Here is a 26,500-nt window from a genome sequence, read left to right as displayed (position 1 = left end):
GCCGCGGGAGGGCGCCCCTGGCACGTGTGGGGAGGGCGCGGCACCGGCCGGGCCGCCCGGCCGTCGGGGGAGGGCCGACCAGGCTTTAGCATGGCGGGACGTTCGATCGAGGGGGACACGACAACATGACGGACGGAACGCGGGCGGGCGGCGACGCCGGAGCCGGCGACAACCCGTGGGCGCCGCCCGAGGGCGACTCCGCGGCACGGAAGCGGCCGGAGGGCCCGCCGGCGTTTCCGCCGCCCGCGGCGCGGCACCCGCAACAGCCGCAGGACCGGCCGCCCGTGCCGCCGACGCCTCCGTCGTCGGTGCACGACCAGGCCACCATGGCCTCGATGCCGTCCGGTGACTTCCCGCCACCCGTGCCCGGTACCCGGGCGGACGCCCCGGCCGGTGAGTCCGCCGTGCCCCCGCCGCCCATCGCCCCCACCGGCCCCGGCGCTCCCGCGGCCCCCGGCGGCTACGGCTACCCCGGCCACACCGGCCCCTACGGATATCCCGGCCAGCCCGGCTACCCCGCGCAGCCCGGCTACCCGGCCTACGGCTGGCCCGGTGTGCCGGTGGCCCCGAAGAACGGCCTGGGCACCGCGGCCATGGTGCTCGGCATCCTCTCCTGCTGCCTGTTCTGCCTGTACGGCGTGGTCTCGCTCGTCCTCGGCATCCTCGCCGTGGTCTTCGGCATCAAGGGCCGCCGCAAGGCGGAGCGGGGGGAGGCCGACAACCACGGCCAGGCCCAGGCCGGTTTCGTCACGGGCATCGTCGGTATCGTCCTCGGCGTCGCCGTGATCATCATCTGGATCGTCGTGATCACGACCGCCGTCCACGAGGCACGGAACTCGGACGAGTACCCGTACGACGCCCTGCGCCCCACCGCGACGGTCCTCGCCCACCGCTGAGACGAGGCCCCGAGAACGCCCCGCCGGCGGCACCGCTCCGGACCTCGCGGGTCCGGCACCGGACTCGCACCGCACCGGGGCCGAACCGCGCCGGCGCGGCCCCGGCACCGGGCCCGCGTCCGTCCTGGACCGGTCCCGTACCCGTCGGCCGCGTCCGTCCTGAACCGGTCCCGTGCCCGTCGCCCGCGTCCGCTCCGAAACTGCCCCCGCTCACGCGGTCCTGGGTGTCGGACGTGGCCATTACGATGCCTTGACATCAACGGAGGGGAGAACCACACCATGTCCGACACCCAGCCCGCGCCCGAAGGATTCGGGCCACCGCCCCAGCCACCGCAGCCCCCGCAGCAGCCGGCGCCGGGGTACGGACAGCCGCAGTCCGCTCCGGGTTACGGCTATCCGCAGCAGCCGGGCTCCGGCTACCAGCAGCCGGGTGCGGGCTACCAGCAGCCGGACGCCGGTTACCAGCAGCCGGGCTACCCGACCGCGCCGCCCCTGGGCTACCCGCAGACCCCCGGCTACGGCATGGGCATGCAGCCCAGCAACGGCATGGGCACCACGGGACTGGTCCTCGGCATCATCGGTGTCGTCTGCAGCCTGACCTTCTTCCTGTGGTTCTTCGGCATCATCCTGGGCATCCTCGGCATCATCTTCGGCGCCATCGGACGAGGGAAGGCCAACCGGGGGGAGGCCACCAACAAGGGTGCCGCGACGGGCGGTCTGGTCTGCGGCATCATCGCCACCGTGGTGCTGCCGCTGCTGGGCGTCCTGATCTTCGCGAGCATCATGAGCAGCGCGAGCACTTTCTGACGCCGTCCGCCGCACCGCAGGGGCCGACGCCGAGCGGCCCCTGCCGCATCCATCAGTCCCCGGCCCGGGGAGCCCGCCCCGGGCCGCGGAATCCCCCGGGCCGTGGGACCACCCGCACCGAGGAATCCAGCCGGACCTGAGTCTGGGCGGTCACGGATCCGCCGTCCAGTCCACGGCCCCGGCGCCCGCGGCCGGTCGATCCGGCCCCCGGCCCCCGGCCCACGGATTCCGCCCGGCCCAGTCCACGGCCCCGGCATCCGCGGCCGGTCGATCCGGCCCCCGGCCCACCGGCATCCCGTCCCCGCTCCACGCGCTCGCGCGTGCGTCTCCCGCCAGGGGTGACCCGTGCCGGGTCAGGGGCGTCTCGCCGCCCCGGAGGGGTCCGCCCGCTCCGGCCGCACCCCGTCCCGCAGCCGCTCCCGCGCCTCCATCAGCGCGAAGCCCAGCAGGTTCGGGCCCCGCCAGCGCTCCGGGTCCGCCGCCGCCTCGTCGTCCGCCGCCAGGCCGATGCCCCAGACGCGGTCCACCGGACTGGCCTCCACCAGCAGGCGCTCGCCCGTGTTCGACAGGAACTCCCGCAACTCGGGATGGGCGGCGAACTTGTGGACGCTGCCCTCCACCACGATCCGGAAGCGCTCCCGCGCCCACACGTCCTCGTCGAAACCGCGCACCAGCCGCCCCGCCTTCTTCGCCTGGGACGGGTGCCCAGCGGTCACGGCCCGCCGTTCCGCCTCCGCGTCCCCGAACAGCCGGGCCTTGCCGGCCATCATCCAGTGCTCGGCGGTCGCGTACGTGACGCCGTCCACCGTGAACGGCGACGGCCACCACTGGCTCAGGCAGCTCGCGCCGACCCGGCCGTCCGGCCGCGGCCGGTGTCCCCAGAAGTACAGGTACCTGACCCTCGTCCCCGCGCGGACCTCTCTGATCAGGGCTTCCCAGGATTCGATCTTCCCCATGCACGCGAGTGTGGCAGGCACCACTGACACTCCGTCCTGCCTTTTCCGTGGCGACTCGACACCTGGTCGACAGATTCCGTCGCGTAACCAAAAGGCAACAACGGAATCACTTGTTGGCGTCCATTGGCTCTGTCAGGATCGGCACTCAAATCGAGCTGGAGCTACGCCACCCGCCCCCGTGGACAGCGGGGCGACGGCGGAGGAGAGCGACATGCACAACCCGGGCACCGCCACCCCGGAACGATTCCCCGCGCAGGACCGTTTCGCCGAAGGCGCGCAGTACATCGCAGGACGTCTGACCAAGGGCACGTCCGGCCGCACCCACACCGTGATCGACCCGGCCACCGGCGAGGAGGTCCTCACCTACGAACTGGCCGGAACCGAGGACGTGGACGCCGCGGTCGCCGCCGCGCGCGAGGCGTTCCCCGGCTGGGCGGGCGCGACGCCCGGCGAACGCTCGGACGCGCTGCACCGCTTCGCCGCCGTGCTCGCCGAGCGCGCCGAGGACTTCGCCCGCGCCGAGTCGCTGCAGTGCGGCAAGCCGCTGAAGCTGACCCGTGAGTTCGACGTGCCGGGCACGGTCGACAACACCGCCTTCTTCGCGGGCGCCGCCCGGCACCTCCAGGGCCAGTCCGCCGGCGAGTACTCCGGCGACCACACCTCCTACGTGCGCCGCGAGCCGATCGGCGTCGTCGGTTCCATCGCGCCGTGGAACTACCCGCTGCAGATGGCCGCCTGGAAGATCCTCCCGGCGATCGCGGCGGGCAACACCATCGTGCTGAAGCCGGCCGAGCTGACCCCGTTGACCTCGCTGATGTTCGCGCAGGCCGCCACCGAGGCGGGCCTCCCCGACGGCGTGATCAACATCGTCACCGGCACCGGCCGGGAGGCCGGCGAGCACCTGGTCGGCCACCCCGACGTGGCCATGACCTCCTTCACCGGCTCCACGGCCGTCGGCAAGCGGGTCGCCGAGGTCGCCACCGCCACCGTCAAGCGCCTGCACCTGGAGCTCGGCGGCAAGGCGCCGTTCGTGGTCTTCGACGACGCCGACCTGGCGGCCGCCGTCAACGGCGCGGTCGCCGGCGCGCTCATCAACACCGGCCAGGACTGCACGGCCGCCACGCGCGCCTATGTGCAGCGCCCCCTCTACGAGGAGTTCGTCGAGCGGACCGCCGCCCTGATGGAGACCGTCCGGCTCGGCGACCCGTTCGCCCCCGGCACCGACCTCGGCCCGCTGATCTCGCACGCGCAGCGGGACCGCGTCGCCGGCTTCGTCGACCGGGCGCGCGCCTACGCGCGCGTGGTCACCGGCGGCCAGGCCCCCGGGGGCGAGCTGGCGGACGGCGCCTACTACCGCCCCACCCTGATCGCGGACGCCGGGCAGGACAGCGAGGTCGTCCAGTCGGAGATCTTCGGCCCGGTGCTGGTCGTGCTGCCCTTCGACGCCGACGACGAGGGGATCCGGCTGGCCAACGACACCCCCTACGGCCTGGCCGCCTCCGCCTGGAGCCGTGACGTCTACCGGGCGAACCGCGCCACCCGCGAGATCAAGGCGGGCTGCGTGTGGGTGAACGACCACATCCCGATCATCAGCGAGATGCCGCACGGCGGTCACCGGCAGTCCGGCTTCGGCAAGGACATGTCCGTGTACTCCTTCGAGGAGTACACACAGGTCAAGCACGTCATGTTCGACAACACCGCGGTGGCCCGGAAGGACTGGCACCGCACCGTCTTCGGGGACCGATAGCAGATCCCGGCCGGTGACCAGGCCGACCCCTCCCGAAAGGGCACCACGCGCATGGAGCAGTACGAGCCCGACCGCCCCTCCCCGGACCAGCCGGCCGCGCCGCGGCGCGCCCCGCGGGGCGGCAGCGCCGCCCTCACCCGCCGTTCGCTGCTGCGCGCCGGCACGGGCGGCGCGCTCGCCGTCGGCGGACTCGGGGCGCTGAGCGCCTGCGGGATCCCCGCGGCCGGCAAGACGCAGGGCGGCACCGCGACCGAGGACCACTCGGCCCGGGAGAAGACCGTCGCCTTCTCCAACTGGCCCGAGTACATCGACGTCGACAAGAGCGGCAAGCACCATCCGACGCTCGACGCCTTCGCCCGGCGCACCGGCATCCGGGTCAAGTACACCGAGGACATCAACGACAACAACGAGTTCTTCGGCAAGATCAAGCCGCAGCTCGCGGCCGGCCAGGACACCGGCCGGGACATCATCGTCCTCACCGACTGGCTCGCCGCGCGGGTGATCCGGCTGGGCTGGGTGCAGAAACTGGACCCGGCCAACCTGCCCCACGCGTTCGCCAACCTGGCCGGGCAGTTCCGCAGCCCGGACTGGGACCCCGGGCACGCCTACTCCTATCCCTGGCAGGGCGTCTCCACCGTCATCGCCTTCAACAGGAAGGCACTTGACGGCATCGAGGTGAAGTCGGTCTCCGATCTGCTCGACAACCCCAGGCTCAAGGGGCGGGTCGGCTTCCTGTCCGAGATGCGCGACAGCGTCGGCATGACCCTGCTCGACATGGGCAGGGACCCGGCCAAGGTCACCGCCGACGACTACGACGCGGCGCTCGCCCGTCTGCAGAGGGCCGTCGACAAGGGGCAGATACGCCGCTTCACCGGCAACGACTACACCTCCGACCTCAGCAAGGGCGACCTGGCGGCGTGCGTCGCCTGGGGCGGCGACGTCGTCCAGCTCAAGGCGGACAACCCGGACATCGGCTATGTCATCCCGGACAGCGGCTACATGACGTCGACCGACGTGATGATGGTCCCCAACAAGGCGCGGCACAAGGCGAACGCCGAGCGGCTCATCGACGCCTACTACCAGCCGGAGCAGGCCGCCGCGCTCGCCGCCTACGTCAACTACGTGTCTCCCGTCGACGGCGTGAAGCCCTACCTTGCGAAGATCGACGAGTCGGCGGCCGAGAACCCGCTGATCGTCCCCACCAAGGAGACGGCGGCCAGAACCCATTCCTTCCGCGCCCTCGGCGAGAAGGAAGAGGCGGCCTACGAAGAGAAGTTCGCGAAGCTCACAGGGGCGTGACGACCATGAAGACGACGACAGACAACAGCGGCGACGTCCGCCTCTCGCAGATCAGCAAGAGCTACGGCGCCTTCACCGCCGTGCACCCGCTGGACCTGACCGTGCCCCAGGGCTCCTTCTTCGCCCTGCTCGGCGCCTCCGGCTGCGGCAAGACCACCACCCTGCGCATGATCGCCGGCCTGGAGGAGCCCACCGGGGGCACCGTCCACCTCGGCGACCAGGACGTGACCCACCTGCCGCCGTACAAGCGCCCGGTGAACACCGTCTTCCAGTCCTACGCCCTCTTCCCGCACCTCGACATCTTCGAGAACGTCGCCTTCGGTCTGCGCCGGCGCGGCATCAAGAGCGTGAAGAAGCAGGTCGAGGAGATGCTCGACCTGGTGCAGCTCGGCGAGCAGGCGCGCAAGAAGCCGCACCAGCTCTCCGGCGGCCAGCAGCAGCGCGTCGCCGTGGCCCGCGCGCTGATCAACCACCCCAAGGTGCTGCTGCTCGACGAACCGCTCGGCGCCCTCGACCTGAAGCTGCGCCGCCAGATGCAGCTCGAGCTCAAGCGCATCCAGACCGAGGTCGGCATCACCTTCGTGCACGTCACCCACGACCAGGAGGAGGCCATGACCATGGCCGACACGGTCGCCGTGATGAACGCGGGCCGGGTCGAGCAGCTCGGCTCGCCCGCCGACCTCTACGAGAACCCGCGGACCACGTTCGTCGCCAACTTCCTCGGCACCTCCAACTTCGTCGAGGCCGAGGTCGACGCGAGGAGCGGTGACGAGGTGGTCGTGAAGGCGGGCGGCGGCAAACTCCGTCTGCCGGCCGCGCGATGTTCCGCCCCGGCGACGGCCGGCGGCAAGGTGCTGGTGGGCGTCCGCCCGGAGAAGATATCCCTCAGCCACGCCGACGACGCCGGCACGATCCCCGAGGGCCGCAACCGCATCACCGGCCGGATCGCCGAGTCCAGCTTCATCGGCGTCTCCACCCAGTACGTCGTCGACAGCCCGGTCTGCTCCGACTTCGAGGTCTACGTGCAGAACGTCGACCGCGACCCCCGCCTGGTCCCCGGCGCCGAGGTCGTCCTGCACTGGAGCACGGCGCACACCTTCGGCCTGGACGCCGCCCAGTCCCCGCTCGCCGGGACGACGGGCGTCGCCGGAGCCGACAGCGTCGAGGAGGAGGCCGCCTGATGGCCGCACTCACCGAGGCGCCGCCCCCGCTCGCGCCCACCGCCACCGAGGCCAGGGCCCCGCGCAGGCGCGGCCGCCTCACGCCGTACTGGCTGCTGCTGCCCGGCATCCTCTGGCTGGTCGTCTTCTTCGCCCTGCCGATGATCTACCAGGCGTCCACGTCGGTGCAGACCGGCTCCCTGGAGCAGGGCTACAAGGTCACCTGGCACTTCGCGACCTACTGGGACGCGCTGTCGGAGTACTGGCCGCAGTTCGTCCGCTCGGTCCTGTACGCGGCCTCCGCGACCGTCCTGTGCCTGCTGCTCGGCTACCCGCTCGCGTACCTGATCGCCTTCCGCGCCGGCCGCTGGCGCAACCTGATCATGATCCTGGTGATCGCGCCGTTCTTCACCAGCTTCCTGATCCGCACCCTGGCCTGGAAGACGATCCTCGCGGACGGCGGCCCGGTCGTCGGCGCCCTCAACACGCTGCACGTCCTGGACGTCACCAACTGGCTCGGCTGGACCGCGGGCGACCGGGTCCTCGCCACCCCGCTCGCGGTGGTGTGCGGTCTGACGTACAACTTCCTGCCGTTCATGATCCTGCCGCTCTACACCTCGCTGGAGCGCATCGACGGGCGGCTGCACGAGGCGGCCGGCGACCTGTACGCCAGGCCCGTCACCACCTTCCGCAAGGTCACCTTCCCGCTGTCGATGCCGGGCGTGGTCTCCGGCACCCTGCTGACCTTCATCCCGGCGGCCGGCGACTACGTCAACGCCGACCTGCTCGGTTCCACGGACACCCGCATGGTCGGCAACGTCATCCAGTCGCAGTTCCTTCGGGTCCTCGACTATCCGACGGCCGCGGCCCTCTCCTTCATCCTCATGGCCGCGATCCTCGTCATGGTCACCGTCTACATCCGCCGGTCCGGGACGGAGGACCTGGTCTAAATGCCCTTCGCCAACTGGCTCAAGCGCCGTCTCGTCGTCATCGCCGGACTGTTCACGCTCGGTTATCTGCTGCTGCCGAACATCATCGTCACCGTGTTCTCCTTCAACAGACCGAAGGGCCGCTTCAACTACGAGTGGCAGCGTTTCTCCACCGACGCCTGGAAGGACCCGTGCGGCGTCGCCGGAATGTGCGGCTCGCTCTCCCTCAGCCTTCAGATAGCCGTGTGGGCGACCCTCGGCGCCACCGTCCTCGGCACGATGATCGCGTTCGCACTGGTCCGCTACCGCTTCCGCGCCCGCGGCGCCGTGAGCTCGCTGATCTTCCTGCCGATGGCGATGCCCGAGGTTGTCATGGCCGCCTCGCTGCTCACCCTGTTCCTCAACATGGGTGCTCAGCTGGGCTTCTGGACCATCCTGATCGCCCACATCATGTTCTGCCTCAGCTTCGTCGTCACCGCCGTCAAGGCGCGTGTGATGTCGATGGACCCGAGGCTGGAGCAGGCCGCGCAGGACCTCTACGCCGGCCCGCTGCAGACGTTCCTCAGGGTCACCCTGCCGATCGCGGCACCCGGAATCGCCGCGGGCGCGCTGCTCGCCTTCGCGCTCTCCTTCGACGATTTCATCATCACCAATTTCAACGCGGGCTCCACCGTCACCTTCCCCATGTTCGTCTGGGGCTCGGCGCAGCGTGGCACACCCGTTCAGATCAATGTCATCGGCACCGCGATGTTCGCGGTCGCCGTACTGTTCGTGCTGACTTCCATGGTCATCGGAAATCGCCGCAACAAGCAGAAGGCATGACTGCCAAAACCCTGTAGGGAGTTGAAATCATGGCCCCTGGTGCCATGACCCGTTGGACCAAGTCGCTTTCCGAAGCCCAGCCGGTCGCGTACTGGCTCGACGACCCCGGCAGGCCCCGCCCCGAGCCGGCCCTGACCGGCGCCGAAACCTGTGACCTGCTGGTCGTCGGCGGCGGCTACAGCGGGCTGTGGACCGCGCTGATCGCCAAGGAGCGCGACCCGGGGACGGACGTGGTGCTGCTGGAGGGCCGCGAGGCGGGCTGGGCCGCCTCCGGCCGCAACGGGGGCTTCTGCGCCGCCTCCCTGACCCATGGCCTGGCCAACGGCCTCACCCGCTGGCCCGACGAGATCCACAAGCTGGAGGAGCTGGGCGCCCGCAACCTCGACGCCATCGAGGAGACGGTCGCCCGCCACTCGATCGACTGCGAGTTCGAACGCACCGGTGAGATCGACGTCGCCACCGAGCCGTACCAGGCGTGGGAACTGAGGGACTGGCACGCGGAGCTGGAGCACAAGGGCCTGGCCGAGGGCATCGAGTTCCTGGACCGGGACGCCGTGCGCGAACAGGTCGCCTCACCCACCTTCGAGGCCGGCCTCTGGGACCGCCGGGGCGTCGCCATGATCCACCCGGCCAAGCTCGCCTGGGGCCTGAAGCAGGCGTGCCTGCGTCTGGGCGTACGCGTCTACGAGCACACCCCCGCGCTCACCCTGAAGCCGTACGGCGCCGGGATGGCGGTGCGCACCCCGTACGGACGGGTCCGGGCCCGCCAGGTCGCCCTGGGCACCAACATCTTCCCGAACCTGGTCAAGCGGGTCCGCTCCTACACGGTCCCGGTCTACGACTACGCCATGATGACCGAGCCGCTGACGGCGGAGCAGCTGGCCTCCATCGGGTGGAAGAACCGCCAGGGCCTCGGGGACTCGGCGAACCAGTTCCACTACTTCCGGCTCTCCGCCGACAACCGGATCCTGTGGGGCGGCTACGACGCGGTCTACCCCTACGGCGGCCGGGTGCGCGCCGAGTACGACGACCGCCCGGAGACCTACGCCAAGCTCGCCGGGCACTTCTTCACCTGCTTCCCGCAGCTGGAGGGCGTCCGCTTCACGCACACCTGGGGCGGCGCGATCGACACCTGCTCGCGCTTCTCGGCGTTCTTCGGCACCGCCCACCAGGGCAAGGTGGCGTACGCGGCCGGGTACACGGGCCTGGGCGTCGGCGCGACCCGCTTCGGCGCCGAGGTGATGCTGGACCTGCTGTCCGGCGAGCGCACCGAGCGCACCGAGCTGGAGATGGTCCGCCGCAAGCCGCTGCCCTTCCCGCCCGAGCCGCTGGCCTGGACCGGCATCGCGCTCACCAAGTGGTCGCTGGCGCGCGCCGACGCGCACGGCGGCCGGCGCAACCTGTGGCTGCGGACGATGGACAAGCTGGGCCTGGGCTTCGACAGCTGAACCGGACGGCGTGAACGGACCTCCCCGCCGGCCCGGCGCGACCGGCGTCCGTGCCGGGCGGGGAGGTCCCCCCATGTCCGGGTGAAGCGGGCGGGCGCTGCCACAGGTCTTGACAACCGAATTGGTCTGGACCAAATTGTGCCGCGCCCCACCCTCCAATTCCCCCCTGCCCGGAGGCACTTGTGGTTCGCGACAGACACAGACCAGCTCGGCGCCGACTGCTCGCCGCGTTCACGGCCACGCTCCTGGCCGCACCCGGCATCACCGCGCTCTCCTCGGCCGCCCAGGCGGCCGACGCGGAACTCGCGCGCAACGGCGGCTTCGAGTCCGGCCTCGACGGCTGGACCTGCACGGCCACCGGAAAGACCGTGACCAGCCCCGTCCACGCCGGCACGGCCGCGCTGCAGGCCACCCCGGCCGGCAGCGACAACGCCCAGTGCGCGCAGACGGTGTCCGTCCAGCCCAACTCGCAGTACACGCTCTCGGGCTACGTCCGCGGCTCCTACGTCTACCTCGGCGCCAGCGGCACCGGCACCACCGACGTCTACAACTGGACCCAGTCCGCCGCCGACTGGCAGCAGCTCTCCACCACCTTCCGCACCGGCGCGAGCACCACCAAGGTCACCATCTACACCCACGGCTGGTACGGCACGGGCGCCTACTACGCCGACGACATCTCGCTCGTCGGCCCGGGCGGCGGCACCACCCAGCAGCCGCCCGCCGCGCCCGCCGGTCTGAAGACCGGCACGGTCACCGCCACCAGCGTGGCCCTGTCCTGGTCGCCCGTGGCGGACGCGACGGGCTACGCGGTCTACCGCGACGGCGCGAAGGTCCAGACGGTGACGGGCACCTCGGCGACGATCAACGGCCTGACCGCCGCCACGGCCTACAGCTTCCAGGTCACGGCGGTGAACGACGCGGGCGAGTCCGCGAAGTCGGCGGCGGTGACGGCGACGACCTCCCCGAACCCGGGCGGCCCCGGCGGGGGCGGCGATTCCGGCCTGCCGGCCCACGCGCTGGTCGGCTACCTGCACGCCAGCTTCGCCAACGGCTCCGGCTACACCCGCATGGCCGACGTCCCCGACAGCTGGGACATCATCGACCTGGCCTTCGGCGAGCCGACCTCGGTGACCTCCGGCGACATCCGCTTCAACCGCTGCCCGGTCACCGAGTGCCCGAGCGTGGAGAGCGACGCCGACTTCAAGGCCGCCATCAAGGCCAAGCAGGCGGCCGGCAAGAAGGTCCTGATCTCCATCGGCGGCCAGAACGGCCAGGTGCAGCTCACCACGACGGCGGCGCGGGACACCTTCGTCTCCTCGGTCTCCAAGATCATCGACGAGTACGGCCTCGACGGCCTGGACGTCGACTTCGAGGGCCACTCCCTGTCCCTGAACACGGGCGACACGGACTTCAAGAACCCGACGACCCCGGTGGTCGTCAACCTGATCTCGGCCCTGAAGACCCTGAAGGCCAAGTACGGCTCCAAGTTCGTGCTGACCATGGCCCCGGAGACCTTCTTCGTGCAGATGGGCTACCAGTACTACGGCACGGGCAAGTGGGGCGGCCAGGACCCGCGGTGCGGCGCGTACCTCCCGGTGATCTACGCCCTGCGCGACGACCTGACCATGCTCCACGTCCAGGACTACAACTCGGGCTCGATCATGGGGCTGGACAACCAGTACCACTCCATGGGCGGCGCGGACTTCCACATCGCCATGACGGACATGCTCCTGACGGGCTTCCCGGTGGCCGGCGACGCGAACAACATGTTCCCGCCGCTCCGTCCCGACCAGGTCGGCATCGGCATGCCGGCCTCCACCCAGGCGGGCAACGGCTACGTCGCCCCCGCCGAGGTCAACAAGGCCCTGGACTGCCTGACCAAGAAGACCAACTGCGGCTCCTACACCACCCACGGCACCTGGCCCGCCCTGCGCGGCCTGATGACCTGGTCGGTCAACTGGGACCGCTACAACGGCTACGCCTTCCAGAAGAACTTCGACGCCTACTTCGGCTGAGCCGCCGGATCACCAGCCACAGGGCGGAGAGCAGCACGGCTCCCAGACACCAGCCGGCCACCACGTCCAGTGGCCAGTGGTAGCCGCGCCGCACCAGCCCGTAGGACACCGCGAGCACGAGCGCGGCGCAGAGCCCGAGGGCGACGCGCCGCGCTCGTGCCGTACGCAGCCACGGAAGGAGGACGAGCGCCGCACCCCCGTAGGCGACGACGGCGGTGGCGGTGTGCCCCGACGGGTAGTACCCGGCACCGGGCGGCACGGCGGAGGTCCCGTGCCGCCCGGTCCAGTCCTTGAGCGGCACGACGACGGCCGGCAGCAGCGCCATGAGCACGGCCGCGGCGAGGGGAGCCGCCCACCAGCGCCCCGCCCCCGCCCTGAGGCCCCGCCAGGCGACGTACCCCAGCACGAGGATCAGCGCCGGCACGGCGATCTGCACGTTCCCGAGGTCGGACAGCAGCTCGGAGGCTCGGTCGGGCTCGATCAGCGCACGACTGGCCCGCCGGTCCGCGGCGAGCAGCGGCCCCTTGCCGACGACCTGCCAGGTGATCAGCGCGAAGAGGGCGGCCGGGACCGCGACGAGGGCGAGGCGCGGCACCGGGCCCCGGGCCGGCCGCCCCGCGTCGGGGCGTGGTCCGTCCGTCCTCGCGGGCGCCTGCCCGATGTCCTGGTCGCGGGGGATCGACACGCACCCAGCTTCGCAGGTCCGCCCGGCCCGGGCCGCACGTCGCCGTCCGTCCGCCCGCCGGACCGGGCGGGCGGACGGGCGGCGACGTGCGGCACAAGCGGGCCGCGGCCGCCTCGCCCGGGCGTTCGCCCATGCGGGTCTGCGTCCGGGCGGGCGCGCGTCCGCCGTCCGGTTCCGCGGCCGCGCGCGGACATGACGAAGGGCCGGCGCAAAGGGGGGGTCTGCGTCGGCCCTTCGGAGGTGGCCGTTCCGAGTTTCCGTGACCGGCCTGATCGGAACGGAACGTCGCGCGCCCCGGGGGGTTTGGGGCGGCGACTGTCCGATCGGTGAGGAGATCCGGAGCCCGGGGGCCCCGGTTGTGCGCGAGGCACGACCAGGCCGAAGCTGGGGAGGCCGCGACCCGGTCTCGCCCACAGTCCCCTGTGGGCGGGTGTATCTCTCATCTGGTGAGAACCTACGGCAGGTCAGGGGCGGAGAACAGCGGGAACGGCGACCCGCCATCCTCCTCGCACACCTTCTTCACACCGTCTGCCGCCGGTCCGCCCGTCGGGCGGGCCGGGCGCTCAGATGCGCGCGAGCGCCTGCTCGATGATGTCCAGGCCCTCGTTCAGCAGGTCGTCCCCGATGACCAGCGGGGGCAGGAAGCGCAGGACGTTGCCGTAGGTGCCACAGGTCAGGACCAGCAGGCCCTCGGCGTGGCAGGCCTTGGCCAGCGCGCCGGCCGCCTCCGGGTTCGGCTCCTTGGTGCCGCGGTCCTTGACCAGCTCGATCGCGATCATCGCGCCGCGGCCCCGGACCTCGCCGATGGCGTCGAACTTCTCGGCCATGGCGCCCAGGCGGGCCTTCATGATCGCCTCGATGTTCTTCGCCTTGGCGTTGAGGTCGAGCTCCTTCATGGTCTCGATCGCGCCCAGCGCGCCCGCGCAGGCGACCGGGTTTCCACCGTAGGTGCCGCCCAGGCCGCCCGCGTGCGCGGCGTCCATGATCTCGGCGCGGCCGGTCACGGCGGCCAGCGGCAGACCGCCGGCGATGCCCTTCGCGGTGGTGATCAGGTCGGGGACGATGCCCTCGTCCTCGCACGCGAACCACTGGCCGGTGCGGCAGAAGCCGGACTGGATCTCGTCGGCGACGAAGACGATGCCGTTGTCGGCGGCGAACTGGCGGATCGCGGGCAGGAAGCCCTTGGCCGGCTCGATGAAGCCGCCCTCGCCCAGCACCGGCTCGATGATGATCGCGGCGACGTTGTCCGCGCCGACCTGCTTGCTGATCTGGTCGATGGCCTGCTTGGCGGCCTCCGGCCCGGCGTTCTCCGGGCCGGTCGGCCAGCGGTAGCCGTAGGCGACCGGGACGCGGTAGACCTCGGGGGCGAACGGGCCGAAGCCGTGCTTGTACGGCATGTTCTTCGCCGTCAGCGCCATGGTCAGGTTCGTACGGCCGTGGTAGCCGTGGTCGAAGACCACGACCGCCTGGCGCTTGGTGTAGGCGCGCGCGATCTTGACGGCGTTCTCCACCGCCTCGGCGCCGCTGTTGAACAGGGCCGACTTCTTCGCGTGGTCACCCGGCGTGAGCTCGGCCAGCGCCTCGGCGACGGCCACGTAGCCCTCGTACGGCGTGACCATGAAACAGGTGTGGGTGAAGTCGGCGAGCTGCGCGGAGGCGCGGCGTACGACCGCCTCGGCGGACGCGCCGACGCTGGTCACGGCGATGCCGGAACCGAAGTCGATGATCCGGTTGCCGTCGACGTCCTCGATGATGCCGCCGCCCGCGCGGGTGACGAAGACCGGCAGCGTGGAGCCCACGCCCTGCGCGACCACGGCCGTACGGCGGGCCTGCAGCTCCTGCGACTTCGGGCCGGGGATGGCGGTGACGACGCGGCGCTCCTGCTCAAGTGCGGTCATGGGGGGCTCCCTGATGAGATCTTGCGTGGTGCGTACGGCCCGGACGCAGGGGGTGTGCACCGGATGCGTACGAGGGCGTTTTCCGGACGCTTTCCTCTTTTCTCGCAGGTTAGGGCGGCGGAAGAGGGCTGGGCATGCTCCATGTGGGCGTTGTCGGCGCTCGCGGTTGTCCGCGATGGACATAGAGGAGAGGGGCGTGAGCGCGGGGCGGAACGGGCGAAGCGGCGACGCCCCGGCGGGTGCCTTGGCGCGCGATCCGTGAACTCCCCTTGCCGGGGCGTTAGATTGACTCGCTGATGGTGGACGGAACGGCGGACCGCGCGGCTGGTCAGGGGGCACGGGAGATGGACGACGGGACGCAGGACGCCCGGGGCACGCATCCGAAGCACGCGCATCCCGTGCCGCGCCCGGCGGCGCCCCGGGACGCCGCCGGCGTGCCGTCGCACCCCGGCGCCGTGCCGCCCCGGCCCGAGCGTCCTCCGACGGCGCCGGACGCGTACGGGCGGCAGCCGCTCCCGGCGCGGCCGGCCGCCCCCCGCTCCGCCGTCGCGGACTGGCTCGACACGCCGCGCCCGGCCGCCGCGCCCGGCATCTGGCGCTTCGGGCACCGCCCGCCCAAGGGCGCGGACGGCCCGGACCGGCTGCCCTCGATCACCGTCGTCGGGCTGCTGATCCCGCTGGTCGTGGCCCTGCTCGTGTGGTCCCTGTGGCGGCAGGGCGCGCTGCCGTACGAATCGGCCCCGCTGCGGCTGTTCACCCCCTCCGACTGGTGGTGGGGCGGCACCGTCTCGCCCAAGGGGATGGAGGGCCGCGAGGCCCGGGTGGTCTACGACGGCCTCTTCTTCGCCGTGCTCGTCTACGCCGTCGGGCGGCTGGGCAGCTGGCCCGAGGTCGTCCGCCACTTCGTGGCCCGCCGTCCGCAGCCCGGCCGTGCCGGGTTCGCCGCCGTGGGCGCCCTCGGCGCCCTCAGCCTGGTCTTCCCGGGCGCCTTCCCGCTGGTGGGCTGGGACCCGCTGCCCGTCGTCGACCCGGTCTTCTCGCTGGTCGTGCTGATCTCCGGCGGCTACGACCTGTTCACCTCCCAGCTCTTCACCGACACGCTGTACGCGCTGATCACCGCGCTGGTGGTGTGGCCGTTCGCCCGCGTCGGCGGCTGGTGGGGATACGCCAGGGAGATCGCCGCGCGCCGCCGCGCCGCCACCGACCCCGCCGTGCCGCCGCCCGCCGACCTGCCCCGCTCCCAGTGGCCCGAACTGCGGCACGCCGGGCAGTACCAGGCCGCCGACCTGCTGACCGCCGAGGTGGGCGGCGGCCGGATGACCGACGTGGACTGCGCCCGGGTGGAGCGGGCCTGGACCGAGGCCCGCTCCACCGCGAGCCTGGCCGCCTTCACCGACACCGTGCTGCGGCACGGCGCCGCCGCCTGGCTGCACCCGTCCGGCGCCCGCGACCTGCCGGGCCGCACCGCCCGGCACGACCTGCTCCAGGCGCAGGTGCGGCTCGGACGCTGGGTGGCCGGGGAACGGGCGCCGCGCGCCTACCACGACGCGGGCGCGGCCGTCGGGCCGGAGACGCTGGGCACCTCGCTGCTCCTGGTCGGCCCGCCCGGTTCGGGCAAGACCCGGCACGTCACCGAGCCCGTCACCGAGGCGCTCGCGTTGCAGGCGCTCACCGGCGGGTGCGCGGTGGTAGCCGTATCCGCCGCCGGGGCGCCGCTCGGCCGGGACTCGGCCTACGACGTGGTGGTCCGGATCGGCGACCCGGCCTCCGTCCACGACCTCGATCCGTACGCGGAGTCCGACGATCCCGACGAGGCGGCCGCCTTCCTCGCCGAGGCGCTGGTCGGCGACCTCGACGGCGTGGGCGGCCAGAGCGCGGCCACCGCGCTCGCCCAGCTCCTCGGCCCCTACCGGGCGGTGCACGGGCGCTTCCCGTCGCTGCCCGTGCTGCGCGAACTGCTGGAGGGCGACCCGGGGTCACTGGCCGCCCTGCGCGCCGGACTCGCCGCCGACGAGCACGCCGCGATGCGCCGCGAGCTCGACGCCCGGATGCGGCAGGCCGGGAGCGCCGCCGACGCGGGCCGGGCGCTCGCCGACCGGCTCGCACTCCTCGACCGGCCGGTCTTCGCCGAGTTCTTCGGCGCGGGCGGCGGCGGCCGGCCGTTCTCGTTGCGAGCGGTCGCCCACCACCCGCTGCGGGTCCGCGTCGACCTGCCCGAGCGCGGGCACGAGGAGGCGTCCCGGCTGATCACCCGGTTGGTCCTGGCCCAGTTCCACACCGTCGTACGGGACACCCGGCGCTCCCACTCCGCCTTCCTGGTCCTCGACGACGCCACCGGCGCCGTCACCCCGGAGTCGGTGCGCCGCGTCCAGCGGCTGCGCGCCCAGAACGCCGGGGTCGTCCTCGCGCTGCGCACGATCGCCGACGTGCCCGAGGCGCTGCACGGCCCGCTGCTGGGCGCCGTCGGCTGCCGGATGGCGCTGGCCGGGGTGACCACCTGGGACGGCAGCCGGTTCGCGCACGCGTGGGGCACCGAGTGGGTGGAGACCAAGGAGGTCGCCAAGCACACCGTCTTCGCCGACCAGCCGATGACCCGCGCCATCCACGCCCTGCGCAAACTGGTCACCGGGAAGGCCGTGACCACGGACGCCGTGACCACCAAGCAGGTCGAGCGGGAGCGCTGGTCCGCCTCCCAGCTGGCCCACGAGGTCCCGCCGGGACACGCGGTGCTGTCGCTGACCAGCGTGCGGGGCGAACACGCGCCGCCGCTGCTGGTGGACCTGCGGGGCTGAACCGGACGGCCGGGCGGGCCCGGCCGGCCAGGGACATCCGGTGGGTCAGGGGCGTCCGGCCGACGCGATCCGGCCGACGCGATCCGGTCGGCCGTCCGGCCCGTCGTTCGACCGGAACCCGGTCGTCCGGCCGGAGTCTGCTGTCCGGCCGGAGTCTGCTGTCCGGCCTGAGTCCGCTGTTCGGCCGGGATCAGCCGTTCGGCCGGAACCCGGTCGTCCGGCCCGGGTCCGGTCGCCCGGCCCGCTCCGGTCCCGGGCCGAACCCGGTGGTCCGGTCCACGCTGGTCCGCGCGCCGCGTCCGTACGTCCGGCCCGCACCTCGCCGCCCGGAGGGGGCCGGACCGCCCCGACCCGATCCGGACAACCGGACGGGCCGGCTCCCGATGACCGTACGGTGAGGCAGAATCGGCATAGGGCCTTCATACGTGACGGCCAAAACAACACAATGATCACGCGGTCTCCGCGTCATCCGGTCCCGCCGTCCCGCACTCTCCGCAGACCCTGAAGGCCTCATGCCCCCGACGCTCGCCTCGCTCGTCCACCACTCCGCGCTCAAACTGACCGTGCGCGCGGGCGCGGACCGCCTGGACGTACCCGTCCGCTGGGCGCACGTCAGCGAGCTCGCCGACCCCGTGCCGTACATGGAGGGCGGCGAGCTGCTGCTGATCACCGCGCTCAAACTGGACGCGGAGGACCCGGAGGCCATGCGCCGCTACGTGAAGCGGCTGGCCGGAGCAGGGGTGGTGGGGCTCGGCTTCGCCGTCGGGGTCAACTACGACGAGATTCCCGAGGCGCTCGTGGACGCGGCCGAGGCCGAGCGCCTGCCGCTGCTGGAGGTGCCCCGGCGCACCCCGTTCCTGGCCATCAGCAAGGCGGTGTCGGCGGCCATCGCCGCCGACCAGTACCGGGCGGTCACGGCGGGCTTCGCCGCCCAGCGGGAACTGACCAGGCAGGCCCTGAACGCCGGGCCGGAGGGACTGCTCGCCGCGCTCGCCGCCCAGGTCGACGGCTGGGCGGCCCTCTACGACGCCTCGGGCGCCGTCGTGGCCACCGCGCCCGAGTGGGCGGTCCGCAGGGCCGCCCGGCTCACCGCCGACGTCGAACGGCTGCGCGACCGGCCCGCACCCGCCTCCGCCGTGGTCGGCGGCCCGGAGACCGAGGACCGCGTCGAACTGCACTCCATCGGCACCGGACGGCGCCCGCGCGCCGCCCTCGCCGTCGGCACCGCCGCGCCGCTCGGGACCGCCGAGCGGTACGCCGTCCACTCCGCCATAGCCCTGCTGACCCTCACCACCGAACGCTCACGCTCGCTGCACGCCGCCGAGCAGCGGATCGGCGCGGCCGTGCTGCGCATGCTGCTCGCCGGACAGCCCGACCACGCCCGGGCCGTCGCCGGGGATCTGTACGGCGGCCTGCTGGACGCGCCCTTCCGGGTGATCGTCGCCGAGTCGGCCTCGGCGTCGGCCGCGCGGGCGCACGCCGACGGGCACGCGCGGGTGCAGGCCGCCAGGCCCGCCTCGGCCGCGGCGCCCGCCGCGCCCGGCACCGGGGGCGACCCGCTCGCCGGCCTGGCCGAGGTCGCGGAGGCGGCGGCCGCCCGCTCCGGCGAGGCGGTGCTGGTCGTGCCCGACGGGGAGCGGCTGGTGGTGCTCGCCGGGGACGGCAGCGCGGCCGTCGCCGCGTGCGCGGAGTACGCCGCCGCGCTGGAGGCGGCGCGGGCCGCCGTGTCCGAACGGACCGCCGGCGAGGAGGACGAGCTGGTCGTGGGGCTGTCGGCACCGGCCGGGCCGATCGCCGCGGCCGCCGCCTACAAGCAGGCCGAGCAGGCGCTGTCGGTGGCGCGGCGGCGCGGGCGGGTGCTCGTCGAGCACGAGCAGCTGGCGTCGGGGTCCGTGCTGCCGTTGCTGGCGGACGACGCGGTGCGGGCGTTCGCGGACGGGCTCCTGCGGGCGCTGTACGAGCACGACGCGACCGGCCGCGGCGACCTGGTGGCCTCGCTGCGGGCCTGGCTCTCCCGGCACGGCCAGTGGGACGCGGCCGCAGCCGACCTGGGCGTGCACCGGCACACACTGCGCTACCGGATGCGCCGGGTCGAGGAGATCCTCGGGCGCTCGCTGGACGATCCGGACGTACGGATGGAGCTGTGGCTGGCGCTGAAGGCCACCTCCACCGAGTAGCCGCGGACCCCGGCCCGCGGCCACGGCGGCGTCGCCCGGCCCGACGGGAGTGAGCCCGGCCGGGCAAGAGCGGGCGCGGGTCCGGCCTGGCGAGCGGGCGCGGGCCGGCAAGGGCGGCGGGCGCGGACCGGCGAGGACAGTCCCGGTCCCGGCCCGGTATGAACGGGCGCCGGCCCGGCCCGTCGCGGCGGGGCGCGCGCCCGGTCCGCCGCGAGCGGGCGTACGCCAAACCGGCGCACCCCCGCCCCCCACTGCTCCACCCCGGACAAGCGCTCCCGGGTCGCCCCCGCCCTACCGTTGACGACGCAAGCAGACACCTCCGACGCGGAAGGGCCGGGACTCGTACATGACTTCCACCACCGCCTTCTGGCTCGCCGGCCGCCAGGCCACCGGCGAGGACACCTTCGACGTCTCCTCCCCGTGGGACGGCCGGCTGGTCGGCACGGTCAGCGTGCCGTCCGACGCCCAGGTCGAGGAGGCCGTGGCCGCCGCGCACGCCGTGCTGGACGAGTTCGCCGCCACCCCGGCCCACGTCCGGGCCGCCGCCCTGGACCACGTCGGCAAGCGCCTGGTCGAGCGCACCGAGGAGATCGCGCAGCTGATCTCCGCCGAGAACGGCAAGCCGATCAAGTGGGCGCGCGGCGAGGTAGGGCGCGCGGTGTCGGTGTTCCGGTTCGCCGCGGAGGAGGCCCGCCGGTTCAACGGCGGCGAGGCCCAGCGCCTCGACACCGACGGCGGCGGCCAGGGCCGTCTCGCCCTGACCCGCCGTTTCCCGAAGGGCGTCGTCCTCGGCATCGCGCCGTTCAACTTCCCGCTGAACCTGTGCGCGCACAAGGTCGCCCCGGCCATCGCCGCCGGTGTCCCGATCATCCTCAAGCCGGCCCCGGCCACCCCGCTGTCCGGTCTGATCCTCGGTGAGCTGCTGGCCGAGACCGACCTGCCGGCCGGTTCCTGGAGCATCCTGCCGGTCGCCAACGAGAAGATGCCGGCCCTGGTCCAGGACGAGCGGCTGCCGGTCATCTCCTTCACCGGTTCGGAGAAGGTCGGCTACGCGATCATGGACTCCGTGCCGCGCAAGCACTGCACCCTGGAGCTGGGCGGCAACGGCGCGGCCGTCGTCCTCGCCGACTGGGCGAGCGAGGCGGACCTGGACTGGGCCGCGAACCGCATCGCCACCTTCTCCAACTACCAGGGCGGCCAGTCCTGCATCTCCGTGCAGCGCGTGATCGCCGACGCCTCGGTGTACGAGCGGCTGCTGCCGCGCGTCGTCGCCGCGGTCGAGGCCCAGGTCACCGGTGACCCGTCCGACGCCAGGACCGACGTCGGCCCGCTGGTCAGCGAGGACGCCGCCAAGCGCGTGGAGTCCTGGGTGCGGGAGGCCGTCGACGCCGGCGCCACCCTGCTCACCGGCGGCAAGCGGGACGGCGCCTCCTACGCGCCGACCGTCCTCGCCGACGTGCCGGCGGACGTGACGATCTCCTGCGAGGAGGTCTTCGGGCCGGTGCTGACCGTGCAGAAGGTGGACGGCGAGGCGGCCGCGTTCGCCGCGGTCAACGACTCCAAGTACGGCCTCCAGGCGGGCGTGTTCACCCACGACCTGCAGACCGCCTTCCGTGCCCACCGCGAGCTGGAGGTCGGTGGCGTGGTCGTCGGCGACGTCCCGTCCTACCGCGCCGACCAGATGCCGTACGGCGGCGTCAAGCAGTCCGGCGTGGGCCGCGAGGGTGTGCGGTTCGCGATGGACGACTACACCTACGAGCGGGTCCTGGTGCTGACCGGTCTGGCGCTGTGACACCCGGCGGCCGGCCGGCCCGGTGAGGGCCGGCCGGCCGATCAGGGCGACGGCCGGAGTCCGCTGTGCGGGGACTCCGGCCGTCGCCGTCCGCCGGCCTGCTCCGGACCCTCAACCGGAGAAGCCGACGTGCGCGATCCGCAGCGGGCCGCGCAGCCTGAGGTGGAGGTCGTGCACACCGGCGGCGGCGAGCGCGGCGCCGCAGGCGGTGTAGTCGTACGGCCCCGACGTGGGCGTGGCCAGGGCGATCACCGCCAGTGCCGGGCCGCCGTCCAGGGACACCTCGACGACGCCCTCGCCCGCCAGTTCGGCGCTCACCTCCGTGACGCCATTGCCGAAGTCGCAGTGGCGGTAGACCAGTTCGGCCGTCCGGCCCGGCAGCGGCGCCACCGCGTCGCCCGACACCTTCGTCCGGTCCACGATCTCCGCGCCCGACTGCTCGTCGAAGTCGGCCGGCTCCAGGCCGCGTTCGCGCACCCGGCGGGGAGCCGCCGGCTCGCCGTCGAGGGTGATGGCCGTGCGTACCCGGATGTCCTCGCTGGAGGCGCCGACCAGGAGTTCGTACGGTCCCGGCTCCAGGCGCATGCGCCCCTGGGCCACGTCCCAGAACTCGAAGGCGGACAGCGGGACTTCGAAGTCCAACCGGGCCGAGCCGCCCGGGGCGAGGGTGACGCGGCGGTGGGCGGCCAGCTCGCGGCGCGGCCGGGGGACCGACGGCTGCACGGCCCGCAGGTAGAGCTGGGCCACCTCGTCGGCGGTGACGTCCCCGGTGTTGGTGACCGTGCAGGAGACCCGCACCGCCCCACCGTCCGCGCGGGCGGTCGGGTCGCCGTAGGCGAACGAGGCGTACGACAGCCCGTGCCCGAAGGGGAAGAGCGGGCCGCCCTCGAAGTAGAGGTAGGTCTGGCGGCTGCCGATGACGTCGTAGTCGAGCAGACCGGGCAGGTCCGAGTCGTCCGCGTACCAGGTCTGCGGGAGGCGGCCGGCGGGGGAGACGTCACCGGCCAGCACCCGGGCCAGCGCGGTGCCGGCCGCCTGGCCGCCGTGCGCCGTCCACAGCACGGCCCGCAGCGGCTCGGGGTCCACCGCGTACGGGTACGCCGACACCAGCACCAGTACGGTGTCCGGGTTGGCGGCGCGGGCGGCGCGCAGCAGCCGCTCCTGGTGCCCGGGCAGCCGCAGGGTCGTACGGTCCTCGGTCTCGCGGCCGTTGATGTGCGGGTCGTTGCCGGCCACCACCAGCACCACGTCGGCCCCGGCGGCCGCACGGGTCACCGCGTCCTCGCCGCGCTCGGTCACCACCAGCTCGAAGACCTCGGCGGCTTCCTCGTCCCGCGCGGCGACCTTCACGCCGTCGGCGGCGACACAGACGTGACGACCGGTTCCGACGTGCCGCAGGAGGTGACGCCCACCGTGGGGTTCCCCGTGCGGTTCCAGGCGGAACGTCTCCTGCACCACCCAGCCGCCGGGCTGGTCGGCGGCGGCCCGGAGGTAGCCGTCCTCGGCCACCGAGAGGTAGCGGCCGTCGGGCGCGCGCAGCGTCAGGACGCCCCCGCCCCAGTCGGCCAGGGCGAGTTCGGTGCCGACGGGGCCGGTGGTCAGCGGCGGCAGGTCGGTGCGGCCGGTCAGCAGCGCGGGATCCAGCGCGCCCTGGGCGCCGCGCACCCGGTCCTCGGCGCCGTCGGCGGCCGGGACGTGTAGGAAGGCGCCGGAGCGGGTGCGCAGCCTGACCCGGTCCACGCCCTCCGCGAAGTCGACGCGGTCGGCGCCGAACCGCTCGTACAGGCCCCCCAACGGGGTGGACCTGCGCAGCAGCGTGCCGCTGTACCAGTCGGTCTTGCACTCGTCGGCGAGCAGGCCGACCACGGCGATCCGGGGGCCGGGGGCGTCCGGGTCGCCAGGGGTCCCCGGCGCGAGGGGCAGCAGGCCGTCGTTCTTCAGCAGCACGACCGCCTGCTCGGCGGCCTCCTGGGCGAGCGCGCGGTGTTCCGGTGTGTCGAACTCGCCGGGCGCGGCCGCGTACGGGTCCAGGTCCGGGTCGAACTCGCCGAGCCGGAACCGCACCGAGAGCTGGCGGCGTACGGCGGCGTCCACGTCGGCCTCGGTCAGCAGGTTCCGCGCCAGCGCGCCCCGCACCCGCTCGGTGATCACCGACGAGTCCGTGCCGTGGTCGGTGAAGCTGTCCACGCCGGCCAGCAGCGCGGCGGCGGTGGCCTCCTCGTGCGTGTCGAAGTAGTGCTCGGAGTTCACCAGGTTGGAGGGCGCGTCGGCGTCCGAGCAGACCAGCAGGTCCTCGTCGGTCCAGGTGCGCAGGTGCTCGCGCAGCAGCGGTGAGACGTGGTTGGGGCGGCCGTTGACCAGGTTGTAGGCGGGCATCACGCCGGCCACCGCGCCCGCCCGGACCGCCCGGCCGAAGGCGCGCAGGTCGTACTCGTGGAGGACCCGCGGGCGCACCGAGGACGAGCAGGTGTCCCGTCCGGTCTCGTTGTTGTGCGCCAGCCAGTGCTTGAGGACCGGCGCGGTGCGCCAGTACGTCGGGTCGTCACCGCGCAGTCCCCGGGTGTAGGCGACGGCGATCGCCGAGGTCAGCGCCGGGTCCTCGGAGTAGCCCTCCTCGTTGCGTCCCCACAGCGGGTGGCGCAGCGGGTTGACGACCGGCGCCCAGACGTTGAGGCCGACGCGGTCGTCCCGGGCGCGCATCGCCCGGACCTCCTCGGAGACCGCCTCGCCGACCCGGCGCACCAGTTCGTCGTTCCAGGTGGCGCCCAGCCCGACGGCCTGCGGGAACACCGTCGCCGGGCCCATCCAGGCCACACCGTGCAGTGCCTCCTGCCCGGTGCGGAACGGGCCGACGCCGAGCCGCGGGACGGCGGGCACGTACTGGTGCAGGAAGGAGACCTTCTCGTCGAGGGTCAGCCGCGCCAGCAGATCGTCGATGCGCTTCGTGAACGGCAGTCGCGGATCACGGAAGGGCGGCGTGTGAGGCGTTCGTACGGTCACGTGAGGGTCCCTTGGCGATGGAGCGGATGGCCTCTTTCGAAGCGCTTCGATGCTCAGTCGACCCGGGGTCGGGTGTCAAGACATCCCCGGGCGGCAACTCCGCATCGTGGGCCGCATATCGAGGGACATCCGAACTCGGTTCGGACCGCGAGGATTCGGAGGAATCTTGGAACCGGCCCTTGTGCGCCCCCAGGTGTTCACTTAACCTCGCAGCAACATCGAAGCGCTTCGACTCACGGGATCCGTCCTCCCTGCGGCGGGTCGTTCCTCACGGAGACCGCTTCCGCTCAGCCAGCTCCACTCGAGACATCGAGACATCGAGACACCGCAGCCGACGGCTCCACCGCCGGGTGTTTTGGTGCGCCACGAAGGGTTGACGCAATGACGCCGAACGCCGTCCCCGCCCCAGCCGGCGGCCCCAGCCGGAGAAGCTTCCTCGCCTCCACGGCGGTCGTCACCGCAGCGGTGGCCGGGGGGATGCCGCTGCTCGCCGCGTGCGGCGGTGGCCAGGAAGGCCGTAAGGAGGGCACCACGTCCGGCAGGGCGGCGCAGAAGATCCTCCCGTCCTACGTGGCCTCCAGCGTGGTGGCCCCGGACATCCCCTCGAAGAACGGCTCGGCGGCCGGCTTCACCAAGGCGATCGCCATGGACCGGCTGAAGGCGTCCGTGCCGGACAAGGCCGGCAGCGGCGGCCGGCTGAAGATCATGGCCCCGCTGTGGGGCACCCCTCCGCCCGGCGGCAACCCCTACTACAAGGCCATGAACGAGGCCATCGGCGTCCAGGTCACCTGGCAGAACCAGGACGGCAACACCTACGACGAGAAGCTCGGCGCCGTCCTCGCCTCCAGCGACATCCCGGACGTGGTGGTCGTCCCCGGCTGGAACCTGATGGGCAAGATCCCCAGCGCCGTCAACGCCAAGTTCGCCGATCTCGGCCCCTACCTGTCCGGCGACAAGGTCAAGGCCTACCCGAACCTCGCCGCCGTGCCCACCGACGCCTGGCAGCGCTCCATCTTCGGCGGCCTGCTCCGCGGGATCCCGATGCCCGCCTCCTACGTCACCAACATCGCGCCCTTCTACCGCAAGGACGTCTTCGACCAGAAGGGCTGGCAACCGCCCAGGAGCACGGACGAGTTCCTCGCCTGGGCGAAGGAGGCCACCGACGCCAAGGGCGGGGTGTGGGCCTGCGCCGACATGAAGTGGACCGCGTTCAACGCCTTCGGCGTCCTCAACGGCAGCGACAAGGCGCTGTGGTGGAACATGAAGGACGGCAAGCTGGTCAACCGGGTGGAGACCGAGGAGTACCTGGAAGCCGTCGAGTGGGCCCGCAAGCTGTTCGCCGCGGGCGTGGTCCACCCCGACGACATGGCCGGCAAGACCACCAACCCCGCCAGCACCCGGTTCACCGCCGGCAAGCTCCTCGTCTACAACCAGGACGTGTCCGACTGGTTCGGCAAGACCTCCGAACAGCGCACGCAGAACGCGAAGTTCGAGATGGCCGCCATGGACGTCTTCAGTCACGACGGCGGCGACCCGCTGCTGTGGGCGGTCCAGCCCGCCAACATCTTCGCCTTCGTCAGCAAGAAGGCGTCCGAGCAGCGGATCAAGGACTTCCTCGCCGTCGCCGACTTCTGCGCCTCGCCCTACGGCACCAAGGAGTGGCTGCTCACCAACTACGGTGTCGAGGGCGCCGACTACACCCTGAAGGACGGCGTGCCCACCAAGACCACCAAGGGCGTCAACGAGGTCCTCGGCGCCTTCGACTACACCGGCGACCCGGCCCCCTTCGTGGCCCACCCCGACTTCCCCGAGGTCACCCGGGGCATGGTCGAGTGGCAGCAGCGCATGGGCGCCTTCACCAAGAAGTCCTCCTTCTACGGGCTCACCATCACCGAGCCGAGCCGCTGGTCCAACCTGGCCGACGACTTCGAGCAGCTCGAGGACGACGTCATCCGCGGCCGCAAGAAGGTCGGCGACGTGCAGCAGGCCGTGTCCGACTGGAGGAAGCGGGGCGGCGACGACCTGCGCGACTGGTACAGGAAGCTGCTCGACGAGAACGGCTCGGCCAAGTGATCCC

General features: G+C 72.8%; 17 protein-coding genes. 13 read left to right on the top strand and 4 right to left on the bottom strand.

The window, feature by feature from the left end:
* Positions 1–125 precede the first annotated feature (125 nt).
* Positions 126–896, top strand: coding sequence for a DUF4190 domain-containing protein (locus ACF061_RS16985; protein ID WP_392267656.1), 771 nt, complete (start codon positions 126–128; stop codon positions 894–896).
* 279 nt (positions 897–1,175) lie between these two features.
* Positions 1,176–1,703 carry a DUF4190 domain-containing protein gene (locus ACF061_RS16980; RefSeq protein WP_392267655.1) on the top strand — a complete coding sequence of 176 codons (528 nt, stop codon included), beginning with the start codon at positions 1,176–1,178 and terminating at the stop codon, positions 1,701–1,703.
* Between the two features lie 353 nt (positions 1,704–2,056).
* Here the strand turns inward: ACF061_RS16980 and ACF061_RS16975 are convergent, their stop codons facing one another.
* Entirely contained in the window at positions 2,057–2,659 is a 603-nt protein-coding gene (locus tag ACF061_RS16975) for an NADAR family protein (protein ID WP_392267654.1), read from the bottom strand.
* 211 nt (positions 2,660–2,870) lie between these two features.
* Between ACF061_RS16975 and ACF061_RS16970 the strand changes: the two genes are divergently transcribed.
* The 7 genes from ACF061_RS16970 to ACF061_RS16940 all read left to right on the top strand — a co-directional run bounded on the left by ACF061_RS16970 (position 2,871) and on the right by ACF061_RS16940 (position 12,079).
* Entirely contained in the window at positions 2,871–4,406 is a 1,536-nt protein-coding gene (locus ACF061_RS16970; RefSeq protein WP_392267653.1) for a gamma-aminobutyraldehyde dehydrogenase, read from the top strand.
* 51 nt (positions 4,407–4,457) lie between these two features.
* Entirely contained in the window at positions 4,458–5,705 is a 1,248-nt protein-coding gene (locus ACF061_RS16965; RefSeq protein WP_392267652.1) for a spermidine/putrescine ABC transporter substrate-binding protein, read from the top strand.
* Positions 5,702–6,886 (top strand): ABC transporter ATP-binding protein, encoded by a 1,185-nt coding sequence (locus ACF061_RS16960; protein ID WP_392267651.1) that lies wholly within the window; start codon positions 5,702–5,704, stop codon positions 6,884–6,886. Before ACF061_RS16965 ends, ACF061_RS16960 begins: the two co-directional genes overlap by 4 nt.
* Complete coding sequence (locus ACF061_RS16955; protein WP_392267650.1) at positions 6,886–7,815, top strand: ABC transporter permease; 930 nt, start codon at positions 6,886–6,888, stop codon at positions 7,813–7,815. The genes ACF061_RS16960 and ACF061_RS16955 overlap by 1 nt, the downstream gene beginning before the upstream one ends.
* Positions 7,816–8,616 carry an ABC transporter permease gene (locus tag ACF061_RS16950; protein WP_392267649.1) on the top strand — a complete coding sequence of 267 codons (801 nt, stop codon included), beginning with the start codon at positions 7,816–7,818 and terminating at the stop codon, positions 8,614–8,616. It abuts the gene before it with no gap.
* Positions 8,617–8,645: 29 nt separating this feature from the next.
* Positions 8,646–10,064 (top strand): NAD(P)/FAD-dependent oxidoreductase, encoded by a 1,419-nt coding sequence (locus ACF061_RS16945; RefSeq protein WP_392267648.1) that lies wholly within the window; start codon positions 8,646–8,648, stop codon positions 10,062–10,064.
* Between the two features lie 182 nt (positions 10,065–10,246).
* Positions 10,247–12,079, top strand: a complete 1,833-nt coding sequence (locus tag ACF061_RS16940; RefSeq protein WP_392267647.1) for a chitinase — start codon at positions 10,247–10,249, stop codon at positions 12,077–12,079.
* On the opposite strand, the gene ACF061_RS16935 is transcribed toward ACF061_RS16940, so the two are convergent.
* Together ACF061_RS16935 and gabT are read right to left on the bottom strand one after the other, a co-directional pair.
* Positions 12,018–12,764 (bottom strand): phosphatase PAP2 family protein, encoded by a 747-nt coding sequence (locus tag ACF061_RS16935; protein WP_392267646.1) that lies wholly within the window; start codon positions 12,762–12,764, stop codon positions 12,018–12,020. The two genes, ACF061_RS16940 and ACF061_RS16935, sit on opposite strands and share 62 nt — an antisense overlap.
* Before the next feature lie 563 nt (positions 12,765–13,327).
* Positions 13,328–14,662 carry a 4-aminobutyrate--2-oxoglutarate transaminase gene (gene gabT / locus ACF061_RS16930; RefSeq protein WP_392267645.1) on the bottom strand — a complete coding sequence of 445 codons (1,335 nt, stop codon included), beginning with the start codon at positions 14,660–14,662 and terminating at the stop codon, positions 13,328–13,330.
* Between the two features lie 296 nt (positions 14,663–14,958).
* Here gabT and ACF061_RS16925 point away from each other — a divergent pair, with 296 nt between their 5' ends.
* The 3 genes from ACF061_RS16925 to ACF061_RS16915 all read left to right on the top strand — a co-directional run bounded on the left by ACF061_RS16925 (position 14,959) and on the right by ACF061_RS16915 (position 21,423).
* Complete coding sequence (locus ACF061_RS16925; protein WP_392267644.1) at positions 14,959–17,454, top strand: ATP/GTP-binding protein; 2,496 nt, start codon at positions 14,959–14,961, stop codon at positions 17,452–17,454.
* 512 nt (positions 17,455–17,966) lie between these two features.
* The gene (locus ACF061_RS16920; RefSeq protein ID WP_392267643.1) at positions 17,967–19,631 is read left to right on the top strand and encodes a PucR family transcriptional regulator; all 1,665 of its coding nucleotides are present in this window, start codon (positions 17,967–17,969) and stop codon (positions 19,629–19,631) included.
* A gap of 346 nt (positions 19,632–19,977) precedes the next feature.
* Positions 19,978–21,423 (top strand): aldehyde dehydrogenase family protein, encoded by a 1,446-nt coding sequence (locus ACF061_RS16915; RefSeq protein WP_392267642.1) that lies wholly within the window; start codon positions 19,978–19,980, stop codon positions 21,421–21,423.
* A 111-nt stretch (positions 21,424–21,534) separates the two neighbouring features.
* On the opposite strand, the gene ACF061_RS16910 is transcribed toward ACF061_RS16915, so the two are convergent.
* The gene (locus tag ACF061_RS16910; RefSeq protein WP_392267641.1) at positions 21,535–24,423 is read right to left on the bottom strand and encodes a glycoside hydrolase family 3 C-terminal domain-containing protein; all 2,889 of its coding nucleotides are present in this window, start codon (positions 24,421–24,423) and stop codon (positions 21,535–21,537) included.
* Positions 24,424–24,804: 381 nt separating this feature from the next.
* Here ACF061_RS16910 and ACF061_RS16905 point away from each other — a divergent pair, with 381 nt between their 5' ends.
* Positions 24,805–26,496, top strand: a complete 1,692-nt coding sequence (locus tag ACF061_RS16905; RefSeq protein WP_392267640.1) for an extracellular solute-binding protein — start codon at positions 24,805–24,807, stop codon at positions 26,494–26,496.
* The last annotated feature ends 4 nt before the right edge of the window (positions 26,497–26,500 follow it).

It is taken from the genome of Streptomyces sp. NPDC015220 (assembly GCF_043079345.1).
Taxonomy (GTDB): Bacteria; Actinomycetota; Actinomycetes; order Streptomycetales; family Streptomycetaceae; genus Streptomyces.
Note: the sequence above shows the minus strand (reverse complement) of the source record. Positions and strands in the feature narration are given on the sequence as shown.

Coding starts and splice junctions, on each gene's coding strand:
- ACF061_RS16965 (WP_392267652.1), top strand. CDS start 4,458: ATGGAGCAGTACGAGCCCGACCGCCCCTCCCCGGACCAGCCGGCCGCG.
- ACF061_RS16945 (WP_392267648.1), top strand. CDS start 8,646: ATGGCCCCTGGTGCCATGACCCGTTGGACCAAGTCGCTTTCCGAAGCC.
- ACF061_RS16955 (WP_392267650.1), top strand. CDS start 6,886: ATGGCCGCACTCACCGAGGCGCCGCCCCCGCTCGCGCCCACCGCCACC.
- ACF061_RS16950 (WP_392267649.1), top strand. CDS start 7,816: ATGCCCTTCGCCAACTGGCTCAAGCGCCGTCTCGTCGTCATCGCCGGA.
- ACF061_RS16980 (WP_392267655.1), top strand. CDS start 1,176: ATGTCCGACACCCAGCCCGCGCCCGAAGGATTCGGGCCACCGCCCCAG.
- ACF061_RS16915 (WP_392267642.1), top strand. CDS start 19,978: ATGACTTCCACCACCGCCTTCTGGCTCGCCGGCCGCCAGGCCACCGGC.
- ACF061_RS16985 (WP_392267656.1), top strand. CDS start 126: ATGACGGACGGAACGCGGGCGGGCGGCGACGCCGGAGCCGGCGACAAC.
- ACF061_RS16970 (WP_392267653.1), top strand. CDS start 2,871: ATGCACAACCCGGGCACCGCCACCCCGGAACGATTCCCCGCGCAGGAC.
- ACF061_RS16905 (WP_392267640.1), top strand. CDS start 24,805: ATGACGCCGAACGCCGTCCCCGCCCCAGCCGGCGGCCCCAGCCGGAGA.
- gabT (WP_392267645.1), bottom strand. CDS start 14,662: ATGACCGCACTTGAGCAGGAGCGCCGCGTCGTCACCGCCATCCCCGGC.
- ACF061_RS16975 (WP_392267654.1), bottom strand. CDS start 2,659: ATGGGGAAGATCGAATCCTGGGAAGCCCTGATCAGAGAGGTCCGCGCG.
- ACF061_RS16925 (WP_392267644.1), top strand. CDS start 14,959: ATGGTGGACGGAACGGCGGACCGCGCGGCTGGTCAGGGGGCACGGGAG.
- ACF061_RS16920 (WP_392267643.1), top strand. CDS start 17,967: ATGCCCCCGACGCTCGCCTCGCTCGTCCACCACTCCGCGCTCAAACTG.